Origin of the sequence: Antribacter soli (assembly GCF_021568775.1) — a bacterium.
Taxonomy (GTDB): Bacteria; Actinomycetota; Actinomycetes; order Actinomycetales; family Cellulomonadaceae; genus Antribacter; species Antribacter soli.
Window position 1 is genome coordinate 99,144 of sequence record NZ_JAKGSG010000034.1, and the last position, 17,105, is coordinate 116,248.

The 17,105-nt window shown below is 68.8% G+C and carries 16 protein-coding genes; 10 read left to right on the forward strand and 6 right to left on the reverse strand.

The genetic code is table 11. The features are described from left to right. Positions 1 to 638 precede the first annotated feature (638 nt). Positions 639 to 2,057 carry an ApeA N-terminal domain 1-containing protein gene (locus L1785_RS12060; RefSeq protein ID WP_236089514.1) on the forward strand — a complete coding sequence of 473 codons (1,419 nt, stop codon included), beginning with the start codon at positions 639 to 641 and terminating at the stop codon, positions 2,055 to 2,057. A 269-nt stretch (positions 2,058 to 2,326) separates the two neighbouring features. On the opposite strand, the gene L1785_RS12065 is transcribed toward L1785_RS12060, so the two are convergent. Beyond that, positions 2,327 to 3,067 (reverse strand): hypothetical protein, encoded by a 741-nt coding sequence (locus L1785_RS12065; RefSeq protein WP_236089515.1) that lies wholly within the window; start codon positions 3,065 to 3,067, stop codon positions 2,327 to 2,329. Between the two features lie 144 nt (positions 3,068 to 3,211). Here L1785_RS12065 and L1785_RS12070 point away from each other — a divergent pair, with 144 nt between their 5' ends. The 7 genes from L1785_RS12070 (at position 3,212) to L1785_RS12100 (ending at position 7,330) form a co-directional block, all read left to right on the forward strand. After that, complete coding sequence (locus L1785_RS12070) at positions 3,212 to 3,484, forward strand: hypothetical protein (protein ID WP_236089516.1); 273 nt, start codon at positions 3,212 to 3,214, stop codon at positions 3,482 to 3,484. Beyond that, positions 3,481 to 3,882 carry a hypothetical protein gene (locus L1785_RS12075; protein ID WP_236089517.1) on the forward strand — a complete coding sequence of 134 codons (402 nt, stop codon included), beginning with the start codon at positions 3,481 to 3,483 and terminating at the stop codon, positions 3,880 to 3,882. The genes L1785_RS12070 and L1785_RS12075 overlap by 4 nt, the downstream gene beginning before the upstream one ends. Next, positions 3,879 to 4,730, forward strand: coding sequence for an HAD family hydrolase (locus L1785_RS12080; protein WP_236089518.1), 852 nt, complete (start codon positions 3,879 to 3,881; stop codon positions 4,728 to 4,730). The genes L1785_RS12075 and L1785_RS12080 overlap by 4 nt, the downstream gene beginning before the upstream one ends. Continuing rightward, positions 4,727 to 5,065, forward strand: coding sequence for a hypothetical protein (locus tag L1785_RS12085; protein WP_236089519.1), 339 nt, complete (start codon positions 4,727 to 4,729; stop codon positions 5,063 to 5,065). Before L1785_RS12080 ends, L1785_RS12085 begins: the two co-directional genes overlap by 4 nt. 166 nt (positions 5,066 to 5,231) lie before the next feature. Continuing rightward, positions 5,232 to 6,383 (forward strand): cyclophane-forming radical SAM peptide maturase AmcB, encoded by a 1,152-nt coding sequence (amcB, locus tag L1785_RS12090; protein ID WP_236089520.1) that lies wholly within the window; start codon positions 5,232 to 5,234, stop codon positions 6,381 to 6,383. After that, positions 6,383 to 6,580: a multiple cyclophane-containing RiPP AmcA gene (gene amcA / locus L1785_RS12095; protein ID WP_236089521.1), complete on the forward strand. Its 198-nt coding sequence runs from the start codon at positions 6,383 to 6,385 to the stop codon at positions 6,578 to 6,580. Before amcB ends, amcA begins: the two co-directional genes overlap by 1 nt. 78 nt (positions 6,581 to 6,658) lie before the next feature. Next, complete coding sequence (locus tag L1785_RS12100) at positions 6,659 to 7,330, forward strand: pentapeptide repeat-containing protein (protein WP_236089522.1); 672 nt, start codon at positions 6,659 to 6,661, stop codon at positions 7,328 to 7,330. 151 nt (positions 7,331 to 7,481) lie between these two features. On the opposite strand, the gene L1785_RS12105 is transcribed toward L1785_RS12100, so the two are convergent. The 4 genes from L1785_RS12105 to L1785_RS12120 form a co-directional block, all read right to left on the reverse strand. Beyond that, positions 7,482 to 8,009 carry a flavoprotein gene (locus tag L1785_RS12105; RefSeq protein WP_236089523.1) on the reverse strand — a complete coding sequence of 176 codons (528 nt, stop codon included), beginning with the start codon at positions 8,007 to 8,009 and terminating at the stop codon, positions 7,482 to 7,484. Positions 8,010 to 8,247: 238 nt separating this feature from the next. Then, a complete protein-coding gene (locus L1785_RS12110; RefSeq protein ID WP_236089524.1) occupies positions 8,248 to 9,414 on the reverse strand; it encodes a UDP-N-acetylglucosamine--N-acetylmuramyl-(pentapeptide) pyrophosphoryl-undecaprenol N-acetylglucosamine transferase in 1,167 nt (388 codons plus the stop codon). Between the two features lie 112 nt (positions 9,415 to 9,526). Beyond that, positions 9,527 to 10,042, reverse strand: a complete 516-nt coding sequence (locus L1785_RS12115) for a hypothetical protein (protein ID WP_236089525.1) — start codon at positions 10,040 to 10,042, stop codon at positions 9,527 to 9,529. Beyond that, positions 10,039 to 10,575, reverse strand: coding sequence for a hypothetical protein (locus tag L1785_RS12120; protein ID WP_236089526.1), 537 nt, complete (start codon positions 10,573 to 10,575; stop codon positions 10,039 to 10,041). The genes L1785_RS12115 and L1785_RS12120 overlap by 4 nt, the downstream gene beginning before the upstream one ends. Before the next feature lie 515 nt (positions 10,576 to 11,090). Between L1785_RS12120 and L1785_RS12125 the strand changes: the two genes are divergently transcribed. Next, positions 11,091 to 11,549: an HIRAN domain-containing protein gene (locus L1785_RS12125; protein WP_236089527.1), complete on the forward strand. Its 459-nt coding sequence runs from the start codon at positions 11,091 to 11,093 to the stop codon at positions 11,547 to 11,549. A gap of 262 nt (positions 11,550 to 11,811) precedes the next feature. Further along, positions 11,812 to 12,960, forward strand: coding sequence for a tryptophan--tRNA ligase (trpS, locus tag L1785_RS12130; RefSeq protein ID WP_236089528.1), 1,149 nt, complete (start codon positions 11,812 to 11,814; stop codon positions 12,958 to 12,960). 100 nt (positions 12,961 to 13,060) lie between these two features. Here trpS and mobF read toward each other — a convergent pair whose 3' ends face one another. Beyond that, the gene (gene mobF, locus L1785_RS12135; RefSeq protein ID WP_372461860.1) at positions 13,061 to 16,804 is read right to left on the reverse strand and encodes a MobF family relaxase; all 3,744 of its coding nucleotides are present in this window, start codon (positions 16,802 to 16,804) and stop codon (positions 13,061 to 13,063) included. Positions 16,805 to 17,105 lie beyond the last annotated feature (301 nt).

A 17,105-nucleotide genomic window follows, 5' to 3' on the forward strand; every position in this document is an offset into this window, starting at 1 on the left:
CACAGCCATTGGTCGGGAGGCCGGCGTGCGCAGGCTCGTAGCCTTTGAGCGGATCGGTCAACGGCACCTCGCGTCCGCCCGAGTCCTGCCCCAGCGCCTCTGCTGGAGCACGTCAGCCAGCCGCCCACGCACGGACTGACCCCCACCACCTGCACGGTGTAAACCATGGAAGTGGGCCTGACCTGCATGTTTAAGGCTGATGCGTGAACCGCGGGGGCCCGCAGGGGGCAGGCACCACGGTGCGTGTGCACAAGGACAGGGTCGCACGAGGTAGCACGAGGCGGGCAAGCAGGGCCTCCGCCCAACCCGAGTCGCCGAGGCAACGGCCGGCCTCCCCGGCCGCATGGGCGCTGGCGGCCAGCCACACGTTGACCATCCGGTCGTGGAGGCTCAGGGTCGGTGGAATCCTGCGGTTCTCGGTCCCGTGACCGGGCCTCGCCCCCTGCGTGCCACTCGGGAACGGGTGTCCCGGGTGCGAACGCGAGTGCTCGCTGCAGATATCCAGGTCGCGGTAGTGCGCTCGGATCGGAAGAGGGGACTGTCGACCGTCCGACATCACCCATCACCTGCCCTGGCCGCAGCCGCTTGCGTGCGCCATCATCGACGAGTTCCTCGACCACGCGGGAGGGCTGGGCACCATGCCAATCGAACAGATCGACTTCGGTCAGTCGCTTGCCGGCCTCTTGGTTGACGGAGTCCCAGAAACCCCATACGTGGGCGCAACCCTGAGGCTGGATGAGAAGTCGGGAACACTTGTGGAAGTGCCCTATTTGAGCTACGACGGCACCGGCCAATTCAAACATGTAAGTGAGTGGTTTGACTCTAGGACGCCGCCACAGAACCTCCTATTCATGTCGACAGAAGGACCGATCACATTGTTCGGGCTGCGCTGGGGCGGCCACTCGGAACCGAGCGGAATGACCGCCGCTCGCGGAAGCATACAGGTTGGGGAGGCAGCACTAGGCGCCCGCGACGGGGAACTCTCCGACCCTTTGACGATGCAGCAAGTGAGGAGCTGGGTCGATGGATTGAACGAGTGGACCCGCCTCAGTTCCGTGAGCAAAGAAATCATTAGTGAGTCCGATGGATCGGTTAGTCGAATCAAGGGCTTGACCGTGACCACCGAGACCGCGGTGGCAACAGCGTGGCCGCAAGGCGGCGCCAATATTTCCCTTCAGTCAGTGTGGCGATCCGTCCAGGAGAACGACGGTCGGGGCCGACGACACGTCATCGCTGACGACGTCGTCATTGAGAGTTCATTCCCCGACGCGCGTCCGTTTAGCGACCATCTCACGGAGCAGCGCAAGGTCGCCAACCTACTGGTACTGCTTTACGGGCAGAAGATCGCCTTCCGGCGCCATCAGTTCCGTGATCCGCGGTATGTCACGCGAGTGATGAGTGGCGAGGTAATTGGCAAGCCATTCGTCGAGATCGTGAGCGAACAAACCGTCCGTGAGCGAGTGCTTCCGCCGCCTGATCCTCAAGATCTCCGCCTTCCGCTCGCTGACCTGGCCCAGATCGGCGCCGACGGTATGGCGACCTGGGCCGAAAACTACGACCGGTGGCGGAGATTCATCCTCCCTGCCGTCAGCGCGATGAGTCGGGTCGGAGCATTCGCGGAGGACATTGTCGTTTCCACGTCCACAAGCCTGGAGGCGGCGAGTGTGCTGATCGGGCATCGGGACAACGAGGAGAACACATATCATCGCAACAAGCCGACCACAGCCACCCACGTCTACCGGTGTCTTGACGTAGTCGACATTGTTTGGCCCGAACATGTTGGCGGCAAGGAGAGTCTCGCACGAGCTATCGCCCGCAACTACAACGAAATCAAGCACGCCGACCGTGGCGATTTCCCTGAGGCAAGAGAGTCCATTCTTGTCAGTAAGATCAACACGTGGCTGGTCCGGCTCCTTGCTCTCGATCTGACCGGCCAGGGTAGCGATCTATTGAGTAAGTACCGCAATTCTGACCAGCTCTGGCAATTGCGCCAATACCTCGATGGCTACGACCTCCGCATCACGCCGGATGGCCGATGGGAAGCGCGCACAACATAGCTCGATGACGTCCTCAGGCATTACGCAACTGATTGTTCACTCGCCGACTGTGCACGCTGCCTCCAGGACGCGCCGGTAGGTGAGCAGTCCGGGCTCGTCGGGATGGACTGTCACCGTGCTCCTCCGAGCGTGTCGATCTTGTGGATTGCGTCCGGGGCATCGAGGTGGTCAAGGGTCGTCAGCATGCCGGGACCACTTCCGGCGATGCTCAGACCAGCGAGCTCACGGTGGGCGCGCGCTCGTCCAGGCCCACACAGCGCCGAGTCGGTCTACTCCTCAGGTGGTCGGCTGTAATCCTGGATGGACGTCTGCGAGGTGCTGGCGTCCTGGAAGACGAGCTCCCAGGGGCCGGTGTTCACGTCCATGTCGCGGCCGAATCCAACCCACTTGCCGGTGATACGGCGTCCGGTTGGTTCGATCAGCATCTGGACGGCACCGTGGTAGACCGCGCCCCGGTAGTAGCCCTCTTTCGAGGTCTCCTCCCGCCAGGTTCCGGTGACCACGTTTCCGTCGATGGCGAGATCCATCGACAGATTCGAGTCCGGGTTCGAGCTGGCACCGGGCAGGGAACGCACTGTCAACCGGGAGTCGTGCTGGAGGAGTACGACGTAGTGCCGACCTTCGAACGTACCTTCCCTGCCCGAGGAGAAGTACTGGTAGCGCGAGAGCCAGATGCCGCCGTAAGGGCTTGGAGCAGCGTGTGCATCGGCGACGGGCCGCGGCTGCGCCTCACGAACGACGTCATGACCACCCCTACCGTCAGGCATGACACGCACCGAGAACCCCAGCATCTCGATCGGCAGGCCCGTCATCGCCTCCAGAGCCTTCGCATACGCGTAGCGGCACTGTCGGGTTGCGCCAGTCTCCCAGCGCTGGATCAGTCGCTTGGACGCGTCGTTGGGTTCCCCGATGCGGGCACCAGCTTCCTGCACCGCGCGGGCCATGGCGTCCTGGCTCAGTCTGCGGCTGACCCGCCATGCGCGCAGAGCGGTGTTCGGCGTCGTCTCCATGGCCGCGAGCCTAGCCCTAATGTCGCCCCAATGTCGCCTCTCTGGCGCCGGTTTCGTCATCGCGGGGAAGGGTTACCGGACCTCAGGCTGTGACCAGGCGGGGGCGCCTCGGCTTCCGCCACCAGCCGCGAGAGGTGGTGCCCGATGGGTATTTACGACGGACTCCAAGCAGCATCCCGGATCGTCGATGCCGTCGGGCACGACCGCATCGAGCTGGTCACCATCACTCGGGATCGGATCTGCCTGCAGCCCGCGCGGTTGGACGACGGCGAGTCGATCGCCAAGGCGCTCGGATGCGTCGTGCCGCTCGACCACCGGATGTTCGTCCCGGGCCACACGTTGTGGACCGGTGAGCGTGACGGGCTGGAGGTCCAGGTCCGCTCCGTCCTGCGCCGTCCGGTCGGGGTGGCGTTGTGAACGCGCCGAGCCCGGTGGCCGTCGGCTACGTGTGCGCCCCAGAGGGCGCGGGCCTGGACGAGCAGCGTGACGCCGTCACCGAGTACGCCCGCGCGGAGGGTCTGGCTCTGGCGCAGGTGGTCACCGACCGGTTCGACACGTTCACGATCAGCCAGGTCGTCCAGGCCGTGCGCTACCACGACGCGACCGTGCTCCTCCTCCCGGCGGGAGCCCGGCTCTCCACGGCGCGCCCCCGCCTGGTCCACGAACTCGAACCCGACGGCGCCTCGTGCGTAGTCCTCGGCCACACACCGAACGCGATGGCGGGCGGGTCCCGGTTGACCGACACCCTGCCGCGCCGCGCCGCGCCAACCCACGCGGCGACCGAGAAGGTCGCAACGACGGAGACGGTCGGATGAACACCACCGCGAAGAACGAGCGTTTGCTGGTCGCCCTCGACATCGACGGGACCCTCTGTCCGGACGGCACCACCGACATACCCGACGTCACGAGGCAGTCGGTGGCCGATGTCGTCGCGGCCGGGCATGTAGTCGTTCTGGCAACAGGTCGCTCCCTGGTTGGCGTGCTCCCCGTGGCGAAGGCGCTCGGGCTGGACGGCTCCTGGGCCGTGGCCTCGAACGGGGCGGTGACCGTCCGGCTGGACCGGACGTGGCCCTGCGGGTACCGGGTCGAGTCCTGCCAGACCCTCGACGTCGTCCCGGTCCTGCACCTGGCCCGGCGCCTGTGCCCCGGGGTGCGGGTCGCGGTCGAGGAGGTCGGCTGGGGCTACCACGCATCCGAGCTGTTCGACCCGGGCGAGGTCAACGGCCGCCAGATCGTCGTATCGGACGACGACCTCACCGCCGAGCCAGCACCCCGGGTCATCCTGTCCGCCCCGAACGCTGCAGCGCTGCTGCTGGAACCCGTCCGGTCGCTCGGGGTGACGGTGAACCCGGCATCGGCGTCCTGGCTGGACGTGACCCCACCTGGCTTGTCGAAGGCGTCCTCGCTCGACACGGTCCGCCAGCGCCTCGCCGTCGCCCCGGAGCACACGGTGTTCGTCGGCGACGGGGTCAACGACCTGGAGGCGATGGTCTGGGCCGCCCGCTCCTTCGCGATGGGGCACGCACCCATGCTCGTGCAGGACACCGCCAACCATGTGACCGGCACGCTCGCCGAGCACGGCGCGGCGACCGTGCTGCGGAACCTGCCGGCCGAGGACGCGCCCACTCGGGTCGCGCAGGCGATGACGGGAGCAGGATCATGACCGCCCCTGCGCCGCCGCCGGCCGAGCTCCTGCGCGAGGTCCGGACGCTGGCCGAGGACCTGCACCCGAGACTGCACCCCGTCTCGGTGCGTGTGCGGCTGGCCGGAACGGGTCCGGCCTTGGCGTCGTGCGAGGTCTGGACCGGCGACGGCGACGCCCTCTTGGCCCACCGGGTCGACCTGCCCGCCGCCGTCGGGGCCACGATGCTCGACCTCGAACGCGCCCTGGTCACCGCCGGGTACGTCTACGACCTCACCCCGGACGGACGCCCCAAGTACCGGTACGACGCCAACCACGGCGGCCTCTACACCCTGGACGTCACGCGCCCCTGGTGACCGGCCCTGCCACCACAAGTCTTGCGGCCGGACCGACCCCGCCCGGCCGTGAGGCCGCCCCCAGACGGCAGGAACCACGGTCCGGGGCTCCCCGCCCCTTGGGAGCCCCCGGCCACCGCGACAGAAGCCAAGTCCGCCCGATCGAGAACGACGCCAAGGAGGTGCCATGACCAGGACCAATGCGGGCGAGCGCGAGGCCGCGGACCGGTTCGAACAGTGGGTCGCGCCACGAGCCAGCCTGTTGGTTCTGCAGCCGACGACGCTGTGCAACCTGGACTGCTCGTACTGCTACCTGCCGTTCCGCAAGAAGCGCCAGGAGATGCCGGTCGAGGTCGCAGAAGCGGTCGCCGCGTCGCTCGCTGACGTTCCGCCGAACCACACGACCGAGGTGTGCTGGCACGGCGGGGAGCCCCTTGCCGCCGGTCCCGAGAAGCTTGCGGCGCTGATGGCACCGTTCGAGGACCTTCGCCGGGCCGGACGCGTGCGGCACAGCCTGCAAACGAACGCCACGCTGATCAACGACACCTGGTGCGACCTGTTCATCGAGCATGAGGTCAGCGTCGGTGTGAGCATCGACGGGCCGGCCGACCTGAACGCCGAACGGACAGATTGGTCCGGGCGACCCGCGTACGACCGGATCGTCACCGGGATCGGGACGCTCGCCCGGCGGGGCATCGCGTTCTCGCTCATCGCGGTGGTCGGCGCGGGCATCGGCCGGGCTACCGAGCTGCTGGACTTCCTGTCGGGCCTCGGGCCGACGTCGATCGGGCTGAACATCGAAGAGTTCGAGGGCGTCAACGCCGAGCGCACCCAGCCCACCCCGCAGCAGGCCCGAACCTTCTGGACGGACGTGTTCACCTGGTCCGCGGCGCACCAAGGGGTCGAGGTGCGAGAGCTCGACCGGCTCGGCCGCTACTTGCGCACGATCCGCGCGGGCGGTCGCCAGTGGTGGGAGTCCCACCGGTTTGACCCGCTACCCACCGTGGCGTTCGACGGGGACGTCGTGCTGCTGTCGCCCGAGCTCGCCGGGATCCGCGACGACCGCTACGGCGACTTCCTCGCGGGCAACGTCCTGGAACAGTCGTTGAACGAGATCCTCGACGGCGCACACCGGCTGCGGTACGTGTCCGAGTTCCTCGCCGGGCTGGCGGCGTGCCGTGCGACGTGCGGGTTCTTCGACTTCTGCCGTGGCGCACAGGCCGGGAACCGGTACTTCGAGAACGGCCGGTTCGACACCACCGAGACCAACTTCTGCCGGGTGTCCAAGCAGGAGCTCGTGCACGCCCTGATCGACATCACCCAGAAGGAGACGAACTAGTGACCCTGATCCTCGACACCGCGAACAACGCCCTCGCGGTGCTCATCGACTCCGACCACGACGCCGTCACCGCCCTCACCGGCACGGGACGTCCCACGGCGGAGTGGGACAACCGGCCCTCCTGGGACAACTGGAAGAAGGACCCGGGCCCGTGGGACAACCGCCCGAGCTGGGACAACTGGAAGAAGAACTCGTAGACCGCTCGCGCGGTGCGTCCCGCGGGGGCCCGCGGGACGCACCCCCTCCAGCCCATCCCGTCCCTAGGGTGAGGAACCATGGACACCTTGACGATCCGCAACCTCGCCGTCGACCTGCCCGTCCTGCACGACGACGAGCTGACGCCTGTGCAGGTTCTCGACACGGATGAGGATCGCCTGTCGCTGTTCACCTACGGCGAGGCGAGCCTGCGCACCCTCGTCCTGTCCCGAACGCAGATCTTCGACGCCCGCCTGCTGGGCGTGACGGTCCAGCGCGCGGACCTGGACCACCTACGGATGTCATCCGTCGAGCTCACCCGGTGCGACCTCGCATCGCTGACCCTTACCAGCAGCCGACTCTCCCGGGTCCGGTTCACCGACTGCCGACTCCTCGGCGCGCGGCTGAGCGACCTGACCTTCGAGCACGTCGTGTTCGAGCGATGCCGGTTCGACTACGCCACGTTCACCGACATCACGGCCAAGGGACCAGTCGCGTTCCTCGGCTGCTCTCTGGTCGAGTCCGAGTTCACCGGGTGCGACCTGTCCGGCGTGGTCTTCGATGACTGCGTCCTACGCGCCACGTCGTTCCAGCCCGGCACCTACAAGGGCACCGACCTGCGCGACAACGACCTATCCGCCATCACAGGCGCGATCAACCTCAAGCGCGTCGTCATCGACCAGCACCAGCTCACCGACCTCGCCACGGTCCTCGCCGACGAACTCGAGATCACCTTCGCCGACGACCGATGAGGTCACGATCCCCCGGACCGAGACAACGACCGTCCGGCCGACGGCCAGCGACGAAGGCTAGGACGATGGCGCAATCGTCCCGACCGACAATTGGCGCCCGCTCGCAGGTTCGAACGGGTGAGCAGCGAACGACGTCGAGCCGCCTGAGGGTTCAGCGCGGCGCGACCGCGTCCAGGATCTCGGCCCAGGGAAAGTCGTCGGCCGCCTCGACACCGGACTGGTGGGGCTCGCTCGGGCCGATCACCACCTCAACGCCCCACCCCGTGAGCGTGTCCAGGCTGCGCTTGAACGTCGGAAGCTGAGCAAAGTTGACGTTCACGTAAGGCCCGACAACGATCGGCACCCCACGGCCGGTCTGCTCGACCAACCGCGTCAGGATGTAGCTGTCGGCAATGCCCAGCGCCCACTTCGTGATCGTGTTGTACGTAGCCGGCGCCACGATCACCGCGTCCGGGTCAGGCAGCGAGTACCCGACCGACGTGTGAAAGTCCGTCCGGACCGGGCGGCCCGTCACCTCTGCGATCTCAGCCATCGTGTCGGGGAACACCGAAGCAGCCCGCTCGGTCGCGAGCACATGCACGTCCCACCCCCGCTCCGCGGCCATCGGGAGCAGCTGCGAAGGCACCTGCCGGGTAGCGCCAGCGGCCGTGACCACGACATACAGCACACCCAGGCTCATGCCGCCGACCCTACCAACGGCGATAGCCGCATCGACTTGCCCGGCCACCATAGGCAACAGGCCTCTCCGGGCGATCACCCCGCCCTACATGCCCGGGCTCGGGCAAGAGCGAGAGCTCCGGCCGGGACCCGCGCGACTGACACGCAAACGACGAGCGGCCCGCCACCTCCAGGTGGCGGGCCGCTCGCTGTCAGCCACCGACCGGCGACCGCGGCGTCTGATCCTCTGACCGCGACGGTTACCGCCTGCCGGTGCGGGCGGCGTCGAGCAGCACGTCCGCCAGCCGCTCAGCCGCGTCCGGTCGGCCGTGCTCCCGGGCGGCGTGAGCCATGCGCTCACGTCGCCCGGCGTCGGTCAGCAGCGGCTCGACCGCCTCCTGCAACCCCTGGGCCGTGACGTCCCCTTCGAGGGCGACGGCGGCGCCGACGTCCTGCAGCCGGCTCGCGTTGTGCGCCTGCTCGATCCCCGCGGACGACGCCAACGGCACCAGCACTGAGGGCTTGCCCAGCGCGGTCAGGTCCGCAATCGTGCCCGCCCCGGAGCGGGAGACCACGATGTCGGCCAGAGCCAGCACGTCTGGCAGCTCCCCGCCGACGAACCCGAGCACCCGGTACCGGCCCGCCAGATCGGCGGGCAGCGCCGTGGCGGTCTCGGTCATCGCCTCGACATTGTTCGGGCCGCACTGGTGGATCACATTCGCCCGCTGCAGCAGCCACGGCAGCGACTCGGCGATCAGGGTGTTGATCTGCACCGACCCCTGCGCCCCACCGGTCACGTAGACCACCGGCAGGCCAGGGTCGAACGAGTCCAGCCCGAGCGTGTCGACCGCCTTCATCGGCTCACCGGTCAGCACCTCGGCCCGCACCGGGTTGCCCGTCACCACCGCCCGCTCCCGCACCGAAGGCGACAGCAGGTCCAGCGTGGACGGGGACGACACCGCCACCCGGGCCGCGCCACGGACCAGGACCCGGTTCGCCAGCCCGAGCCGGACCGTCTGTTCGTGCACCACCAGCGGGCGACGCAGCATCTGCGCCGCCAGCCCGATCGGCACCGCCACATACCCGCCGGTCGACAGCACCACATCGGGCCGGAACCGTGCCACCACCGACCGCGCCTGCGCCACCCCCAGCGGGACCCGGGCCATGTCCTTCGCGTTCTCCACCGTGAGCATTCCCAGCGGGTTCGACGCCCGGCGGATCTTGCCCGTCGCCACCGGCGCGAACTCGATCCCCTCAGCCTCGGCCACCCGCGCCTCCAGGCCACCGGCTGTGCCCGCCCACAGCACCCGCACCGTCGTGCCCTCCCTCGCGAGCCGGGACTGCAGCGCCCGCACCGTCGTCAACGCCGGGTACGTGTGCCCGCCCGTCCCGCCACCGGTCACCAGCAGACGAAACTCAGCAATCACGGGGCGAACTCCTCGGATCGACGGGCGGGAACGGCACCGACTCTAGCGGGGGCACCCGTCCGGGACTCCCGCCGATCGGTCATGTCCGACGACAACCCGGCTCGGGCTGGTTCTACGCCCGGTCGAAGGGCGCGTCCGGCCCGAAGAACACCATCACGGCGTCCATGCCGAGCGTGACTCGAGGGGTGGCGTTCTCGTAGCTCAGTTCCGCGGCGGTGATCGTCACAACCTGCTCGGCGGTGCGCAGCCTGATGAAAGCGTGCGGCTCCGAGTGTCCCCGCAGGCGTGGGCCGACCTCGACGTCGAACGGCACACCGATCAACGGGCGCCAGTGCGGGTGGTCCTCCACCGTGACAGCCGCGTCAAGGGCGGACGGGATCAAGAGGGGCGGTCCCTCCCAAAGTGCAACGCCGAACTCCCACTCCGCTTGCTCCCAACCGATGAAGAACTCCGCACCGTCAGTCGTCCGCAGAGCCAGACCCACGGTCGGGACGTGCCCGATCTCGTAGTCCCAGTCCTCGATGTCGCAGGTCCCGTCGTCCCCCTCGTATCCGAGAGGGAAGTACATGACGGTCGCGAGCCGCCGTCCAGACAGCCGGGCCGCGACGGACCCGGTCTCGTGCGTCATACCCATCCCTTCCACCGACCCCGCAGCTTCTCGCGGGCCGCATGACGGACCTTCCTGAACGAGGCGTGCACGGCAAGGTCGCTCAGCACGACGTCCGACGTCGCGTGCTCGACCAGGCGACGCTGGCACCACATCGTCAGGCCCGGAAGGTCATCGGCGATCCGCCGAGGTGACGTCGCCACCTCACGGATCAGCGCCCACTCGCGCAGCCGGCGTTCCGGGAACTCCCGATCCTCCTCGGTGCGCAGCAGGTCGACCCACGTCCGGCCCTCCGTCTCGTCGACGTACTTGAGGACCTCCGTGACGATGTGAGAGCCGAGGGCCTCACCCTCAGCCACGATCTCCTTGAGCAGGGGCCGCAAGTCGGCGCGCGGCACGACCTCCCAGTACAGACCCCACCTGGCGTGCTCGTCGCTGAGGTCGAGATCCTGATCCCCGGCCTCGGCCGCGAGCTGCCGCAGCAACTCAGCACCGCGCTCCGTCAGGCCGGGTCGTTTGGAATCCCCCGTCGACAGGCGCTCACTCTCCCTCATGGGGTGAGTGTGGCAGCCGAATCAGGCCGGATCGAAGCCCATTACATGGGGGCGTCATGTCGGCTCCTTCGAGCGTTCTGGAAGAACGATCCACGCGATCTGGGGAAGGTCCGAGACGTCGCTGACCGGCCCGACGGCGTGCAGTACGCCGTCCCTCACGTAGACGGCGATGAAGTCTTCATGGTCGCAATCCGGGCATTCGCAAAGCCAGCCGTCGACAATTACAAGATCAACAGGGTCACGATTGCGACGGCTGCGGCGATTGAGCCTTGCGGTCCAGTGGCGCCTCGCGCGAGACCGCAGCCTACAACGGACCTGGAGCACTGCCTGCCGCGGCCGGGGCGGCAACGCCATGACTACCCTTGCTCTACATGGGCCTATTCAACCTGTTCAGGAAGCCTGCGAAAGACTCACCAGCAGGTAATCCAACACCGGCCAAGACCGCATCGCCCCCTCGGCCGACGTCAGCGCGAGCACTTGCACGCGATCTCTTCGAACGCCATCCGAAAGGCGGCGTGAACTGGCACGAGGTCGACGATGGTGGACTCGACTACGACGAGATTGTCCGCGAGTACGACGAATTGGTAGACGCAGCTCGGGTCAAGGTCGTCACCGTCGACACCACATCGCTACGCATCCTCGACCTGACCGATTTGGAGTCGACGCGCACGCGGATCAAGGGACCGGCACGTTGGTTGCGCGATGGTGAGCGGAAGGAATTCGGAGGGCGCGAGTACCTGCTGATCCGTGAGCCCGACAACGAAGCCGACGCCTCAGCCGTCGCGGTATTCAGTACGAAGGGCCGCAAGGTCGGCCATCTCTCTGCCTCACGCGCTGCATCGCTGTCGCCCATCCTGGACGCGGTGGACGCAGGTGCGTTCCGTGTGACGGGCACGGGCACGACGCCGAACAGCACCCAGCTCTGGGTGGACGTTCCGAAGATGGATCCGCTGCGCAGACGTCTGCGGGGTTGACCAGCTCGACCTGGCACGAGCCGCCTTCCAGCTCGACCCGACCTCGCCGCGCCAGCTCAGCACAGCGCCCCCGTGACGACGATGCATCCCCAGACTATGCTCACGGCCATGACTCTCCGGCGTTCCTGGTGGCGGCTGCCCTCGCAGCCGTGACCTGACGCGCCCGCCCGCCGTCCCGAGCTGCCTGCCGCAGCCCGGGACTTCTGCATTTCAGGGGTGGTCTCCGGGCCCGTGGCAGGCTCGAGCAACGAGGAGACCATCCATGAACCCGCCCACCGTCACCCCGGCACCGACAGAGCCGGCCGCGCCGTCGCCGTCGGTCGCGACGACCGACGGCGTCTACTCGACCGAGTCCGTCCGTACCGCCCGGGAGCGCTCCGCGGTCCTGGAGCAGCAGATCGCCGCCGACCCGTCCCGGTTCCGGGTCCTGACCGGTGAGCGCCCCACCGGTGCGCTGCACCTGGGCCACCTGATCGGCACCGTCGACAACCGCGTCCGCCTCCAGGCGCAGGGTGTCGAGATCTTCCTGATCGTGGCGGACTACCAGGTCATCACCGACCGCGACGTCGCAGGTGACCTGCCCGCCGTCGTGCGCGAGGTACTGCTCGACTACCTCGCCGCAGGGATCGACCCCGAGGCGACCACGATCTTCACGCACTCGGCCGTCCCGGCGCTGAACCAGCTGCTCCTGCCGTTCCTGTCCCTGGTCACCGTCGCCGAGCTGGAGCGCAACCCGACGGTAAAGGCCGAGACAGCTGCGGCGGAGAAGCGGGGGCGGCGGGGCATGTCCGGGCTGATGTTCACCTACCCCGTCCACCAGGCCGCCGACATCCTGTTCTGCCACGCCAACCTCGTCCCCGTCGGGCAGGACCAGCTGCCGCACCTGGAGATCACCCGGACCGTCGCGCGCCGGTTCAACTACCGGTACGCCGCCGACCGGCCGTACTTCCCCGAGCCCGACGCGCTGATCGTGCCCGCCCCGACGATCCTGGGGAACGACGGGGCAAAGATGTCCAAGTCCGCGGGCAATGCGCTGGAGATCCGTGCGAGCGAGGACGAGACAGTCGCGTTCGTGAAGAAGGCCAAGACCGACTCCGAGCGGCACATCACCTACGAGCCGGACCGCCGTCCGGAGATCGCGAACCTGCTCACCATCGGGGCGCACTTCGCCGGGACGACGCCGGAGGCGCTGGCCGAGTCCGTCGGTACCGCCGGGGCGGGTCGGCTCAAGCAGGTCGTCACCGAGGCGCTCGTCGAGGGGCTACGGCCGATGCGAGCCCGCCGTGCCGAAGCGGCCGCCCACGGACCGGAGTACCTGCACGACCTGCTCGCTCGGGGCAACGCGCGCGCCAACGAGATCGCGGACAGCACGCTCGACGACGTCCGCGACCTGATGCGGATGACGTACTGACCGCGACGGGGTCGGGGGTGCGCCGAGCTGATCAACCAGCCCGGCGCGCCTCCGGCATAAGCAGTGCACGCCCGCGTCGGTGTGTGAAGTATTCGGTGACTCAGATGGTCAGGCCTGTACGCCGTGCCCGGCGGGGTCGGTGCTCAGGCTCGTGACGCGCGTTCTGCACCGCGTGGAGCCTGGCGTTTAGGCGTCGGGCGTCGTCGCGCTGAGCGAGGCTCGTGGGCGCGTCGCCGAGCGGGGTGTCGCGGGTGATGGCGTACTTGTCGCGGTAGGCGGCGACGGCGAGGACAGCACCCTTCCACTCGTGGTCTGCGGTGCCTCCGGCTGGGCGGGGTGGCAGGTGTCGGGTCCAGGCATCGCGGTCCTGGAGTGCTCGGGTGGCCAGGTTGTGGGCGCGTTGTTCGATGACGGCGGCGCGGGCGTTAAGGGCTTCGCGGGCGTCGTCGGGCAGGGGGCCGAGGGCTTGAGGGACGAGGCCGGCGACGAGCCTTGGCCGGTGGACCGCGGGGCAGGCGGTCGTGTGCGCCAGGCGGTCGTGCAGCACAGCGGCGACGTCGTCCGCGTCATACAGCGACCGGGCTCGGGCGAGGTGCGGGATCAACTCGTCGACCGGGTGTCCGTCGGCTTCGGCGCGTCGCAGTTCGGCGCACAGCGGTCCGAAGGCCTCTGACTCCAACACGGTGACGATCTCCGGCTCGGTGAAGCCTTCCGCCAGGAGCGTGCCCGCGATGAGGCGGGCCCAGCGGGGTTTCTGGGCGAGGTTCGCGATGGTGTCGTACTCGGCGGCCAGGCGGGCGATCGAGGCGTACTGCTCCTCCTCGGCGCGCCGGGTTTCGTGGGCGGTGGGTTCTGCGCCCGTCCGGGCGAGGATGCCTGCCAGGATCGCTCGTGCGCGGGCCGGGTCGGGGATGGCGTGGTCCGGGTGTGCGGCGGCGGGGGCCTGGTCGTGGTTGTGGTCGGGCTGGTCCACGGCCACGAACACGACGTTGCTGTCCCGTCCCCGGGTGAGCGGGACGTACAGAGCCTCGCGGGTCATGGTCGGCGTCGCGACGGTGTAGGCGGTGTCGACGGTGACGCCCTGGGCGCGGTGGGCCGTGATCGCGTACCCGAGGTCGACATGCTTGGCGACGTAGCCGGCGGGCAACCGCACCGTCCCCCCAGCAACGCTGTGCGCGTTTTCTCGCCGGGCGTGCGCGTTTTCGCGTGCTCGGTTCTTCCCGGATGCGTTGGTGCTGGTCCGCGTTTTACGAGCCTCGTCGTCGGGGTCGAGCCGGCGGGCGGTGACTGACCCGTCGCGGTGCACGGCGAGGACGTGCCAAAGGTTGCCATTGCGGACCCACCCGTCGCGTCCGTGGCGGAGGGTGCGGTTGTTGCGGCGGGTGACGATCACATCTCCGGCCGACGCCTCCACGTCGCCGGTCAGGCGGACGGCGCGCCCGTCGTCCACGGTCCCGGCCAGGACACGTTCGGCACGCGTGCGACGGTTGAGGTCGGTGACGGTCTGCCCGTCGGCCGCGATCAGGACCGACACCTTGCCGCCGTCGGTGTCGGTCTTCCACGACTCGTATGCGGCCTGGGTCATCTCCTCGGTGCTGCCCGCCCGGATGCGCCCGTGACGTTCGTAGAGCGCGAGGACATCGGTGTCGCCGTCCCGCAACCGCAACGACGCTCGCTTCTCCCAGGTGTTTGCGAAGCGGTGGACCTCGACCAGCTCCGGCACGTCCCCGGTGGTGCGCTTCCTCTCGGTGACGAGGAGGTTGAACGCGCCACCGGTCTCCACGGCGGAGAGTTGTGCGGGGTCGCCGACGAGCAGCACCTTGGCCCCGACCTGGGCGGCGTGGTGGGTGATGCGGTCGAGGGTGTGGGTGCCGGCGAGGGATGCTTCGTCGACGATGACGAGCTGCCCAGGGCGGAAGTCGGTGCGGCGTCCGGTGTGGTCGTGGAGCCACTTGGCGGTGTTCTCACACCCGATGCCCAGCTCTTCGGAGAGGACTTCCGCGGCGGCCGCGGAGGGGGCGAGCCCGACCACGGACCCGGCGCCGTGCTGGTGCTCCCAGACCGCGCGCAGAAGACGCATGGTGGTGGTCTTCCCGGTCCCCGCGGGGCCTACCAGGACGTCGAGGGCCCGGCCGGAGCCGGTGATGGAGAGCACGGCGTCGGCCTGGGAGCGGGACAGTATCCCCTGTGCGACGGCGTCGTCGGCGACCCGGGTGAGCAGGCCACCTTCGATCGCCGGGCCGGTGGGAGTCGCAGCGAGGGCGAGGAGGCGCCGTTCGGCGGCGATGACGGCTTCGGAGGTGTAGACGTTGGCGTGCTTGGGCCGCAGGCTGCTCGTTCCGTCGTCCCGCAGCAGGAACGCCGGCGTGGGCGCGAGGTCCGGCGGGGTGAGCGCGATTGACCCACCCTCCGCGGTCGCGACCACCGCGGCGACGGCGGCGACGCGGTCGTGGCGGGTGTGGAAGCGCCAGGTCATGGTCTGGCGTTCTGCCTCGGCCCACAGGTTCCAGTGCCGCCAGGTCGCCCGCTTGTCACCCACCACCGCCAGCACCGCAACGGCGGCCTCCTCGATCTTCTCGGTGGGGACGTCGGCGGCCGTGTGCAGCCGGCCGGGTCGGCGGGCAGCCGTCGCGAGGAGATGGCGGGCCCAGGTTCTCGAGTCGCGGCCGAGGATCCGGGTGGCGCGCTCGTGCCACCACGCTGTCAGGTCCGCCAGGGACTTGAGGGTCTTGGGCGGGCGCGTCGCGAGGGTGGCCTGCGCGCGGAGCCGGACGACCGTCCGCCTAGAGGGTTCGCGGCCGTGTTGTTCGCGGTACTGGCGGATCAGGGCGTCGGCGCAGTGCTCGATCTCCGCTGACCTGGACGAGAACTCGGACAGCAACTCGTCGGGGATGCCGTCGATCTCGAACGCCGGGTTGCGGTCCCGGCCGCGCCCACGGTGGGACCAGGTGACGCCGAGGGTGGCGGTGAGGCGGTCGGCGAGGATCGCGTTGTAGTGCTCGGAGAACGCGACGTTGGCGTTGAACAGGGCGCGGGAGTCCAGGGTCCGCCACTTGCCGTCGATGACGGCTCTGACCTTGTTGGCGACGACGAGGTGGGTGTGGAGCTGGGGGTCGTGGGAGCGGGAGTCCCAGTGGTCGTACGCCATCGCCACCAGCCCGGTTACGTCCACGTGCGCGACCGACCCGTCCCCGGCGTCCGTGCCGACCCGTGTGCTCGCGATGTGGGCTTCGATGAACGCGATCGTCTCGGCCACGGCCTGGTGGTGCGCCGCCAGAATCAGGGCTTGCACGGTCCGGTCGGACAGTCCCCACAGCACGGAGGCGGACTTCGGTACCGAGAACGTCAGGTCGAAGCCGGCCGTGGCGGTCTTGTCCCCGGCCGCGACCTCCTCGGCCGTGATCGCATCCACGGCACCCTGCCGCTCCTCCGGTGAGAGGCCGGGGTCGAGCTGCGCGGAACGTTCGGTGATTCGTTCCCCGACCGGCCGGTACTTCGGGTAGCGCCGCCCCAGCGGCTCGGCGGTGACCGGGTCGACCCCGACGCCGAGGAGGCGTTGCAGGTGCGTCGCCGTCACCGGATCCCCCGGCGCCAGCTCACCGTCACCGAGGTCGCGGACGGCGGCTCCGAGCCAGAACCCGGGCGGCGTTCCGGCCTCGGCGTAGTACGCCACCACCGGATCCACCCACTCAGCGGCGGGCACGCCACCCGGGGCTGGGGTGGGCCGATCGAGGTCGGCGTTGCGCACGGCCTTGAGCAGGTACTCGTACCCGTTGCCCGCGCTCATCTTCCGGATCGTGACCGTCACCGCGGACCACCACCCGTGCGGTGCGAACCGGCCCACCCGACTCCGGCAGGTCGCGACCGGGAAGCCCGGTCGACTGTGACATCTGATCCGATAAAGCCCGCCCGTGCCTCGACTGCCTGAAGTGTGTGCCTCGTCTGATGGATGGTCGATCTGATGCTGATGATCGTGCTTGGGTCTGTCTTGAGGGTGTTGATCTGGTACTTGCTGTCTGTCGTGCTTGCTGTGCATCTCGTGATCGCCATAGTGATTCGTGGATCGGTCGTCCGGGCTGTCGTCGTCTGCCGCTGTGGTTCGCCGGTCCGCATGGCTGGCACCTCCTTTTGCCTGGGAGGTGCGC

Excerpts from the sequence above, each read along its gene's own strand:
- L1785_RS12060 (WP_236089514.1), top strand. The coding sequence starts at position 639 with ATGCCAATCGAACAGATCGACTTCGGTCAGTCGCTTGCCGGCCTCTTG.
- trpS (WP_236089528.1), top strand. The coding sequence starts at position 11,812 with ATGAACCCGCCCACCGTCACCCCGGCACCGACAGAGCCGGCCGCGCCG.
- L1785_RS12100 (WP_236089522.1), top strand. The coding sequence starts at position 6,659 with ATGGACACCTTGACGATCCGCAACCTCGCCGTCGACCTGCCCGTCCTG.
- L1785_RS12120 (WP_236089526.1), bottom strand. The coding sequence starts at position 10,575 with ATGAGGGAGAGTGAGCGCCTGTCGACGGGGGATTCCAAACGACCCGGC.
- amcB (WP_236089520.1), top strand. The coding sequence starts at position 5,232 with ATGACCAGGACCAATGCGGGCGAGCGCGAGGCCGCGGACCGGTTCGAA.
- L1785_RS12105 (WP_236089523.1), bottom strand. The coding sequence starts at position 8,009 with ATGAGCCTGGGTGTGCTGTATGTCGTGGTCACGGCCGCTGGCGCTACC.
- L1785_RS12080 (WP_236089518.1), top strand. The coding sequence starts at position 3,879 with ATGAACACCACCGCGAAGAACGAGCGTTTGCTGGTCGCCCTCGACATC.
- L1785_RS12085 (WP_236089519.1), top strand. The coding sequence starts at position 4,727 with ATGACCGCCCCTGCGCCGCCGCCGGCCGAGCTCCTGCGCGAGGTCCGG.
- L1785_RS12070 (WP_236089516.1), top strand. The coding sequence starts at position 3,212 with ATGGGTATTTACGACGGACTCCAAGCAGCATCCCGGATCGTCGATGCC.
- L1785_RS12115 (WP_236089525.1), bottom strand. The coding sequence starts at position 10,042 with ATGACGCACGAGACCGGGTCCGTCGCGGCCCGGCTGTCTGGACGGCGG.
- L1785_RS12065 (WP_236089515.1), bottom strand. The coding sequence starts at position 3,067 with ATGGAGACGACGCCGAACACCGCTCTGCGCGCATGGCGGGTCAGCCGC.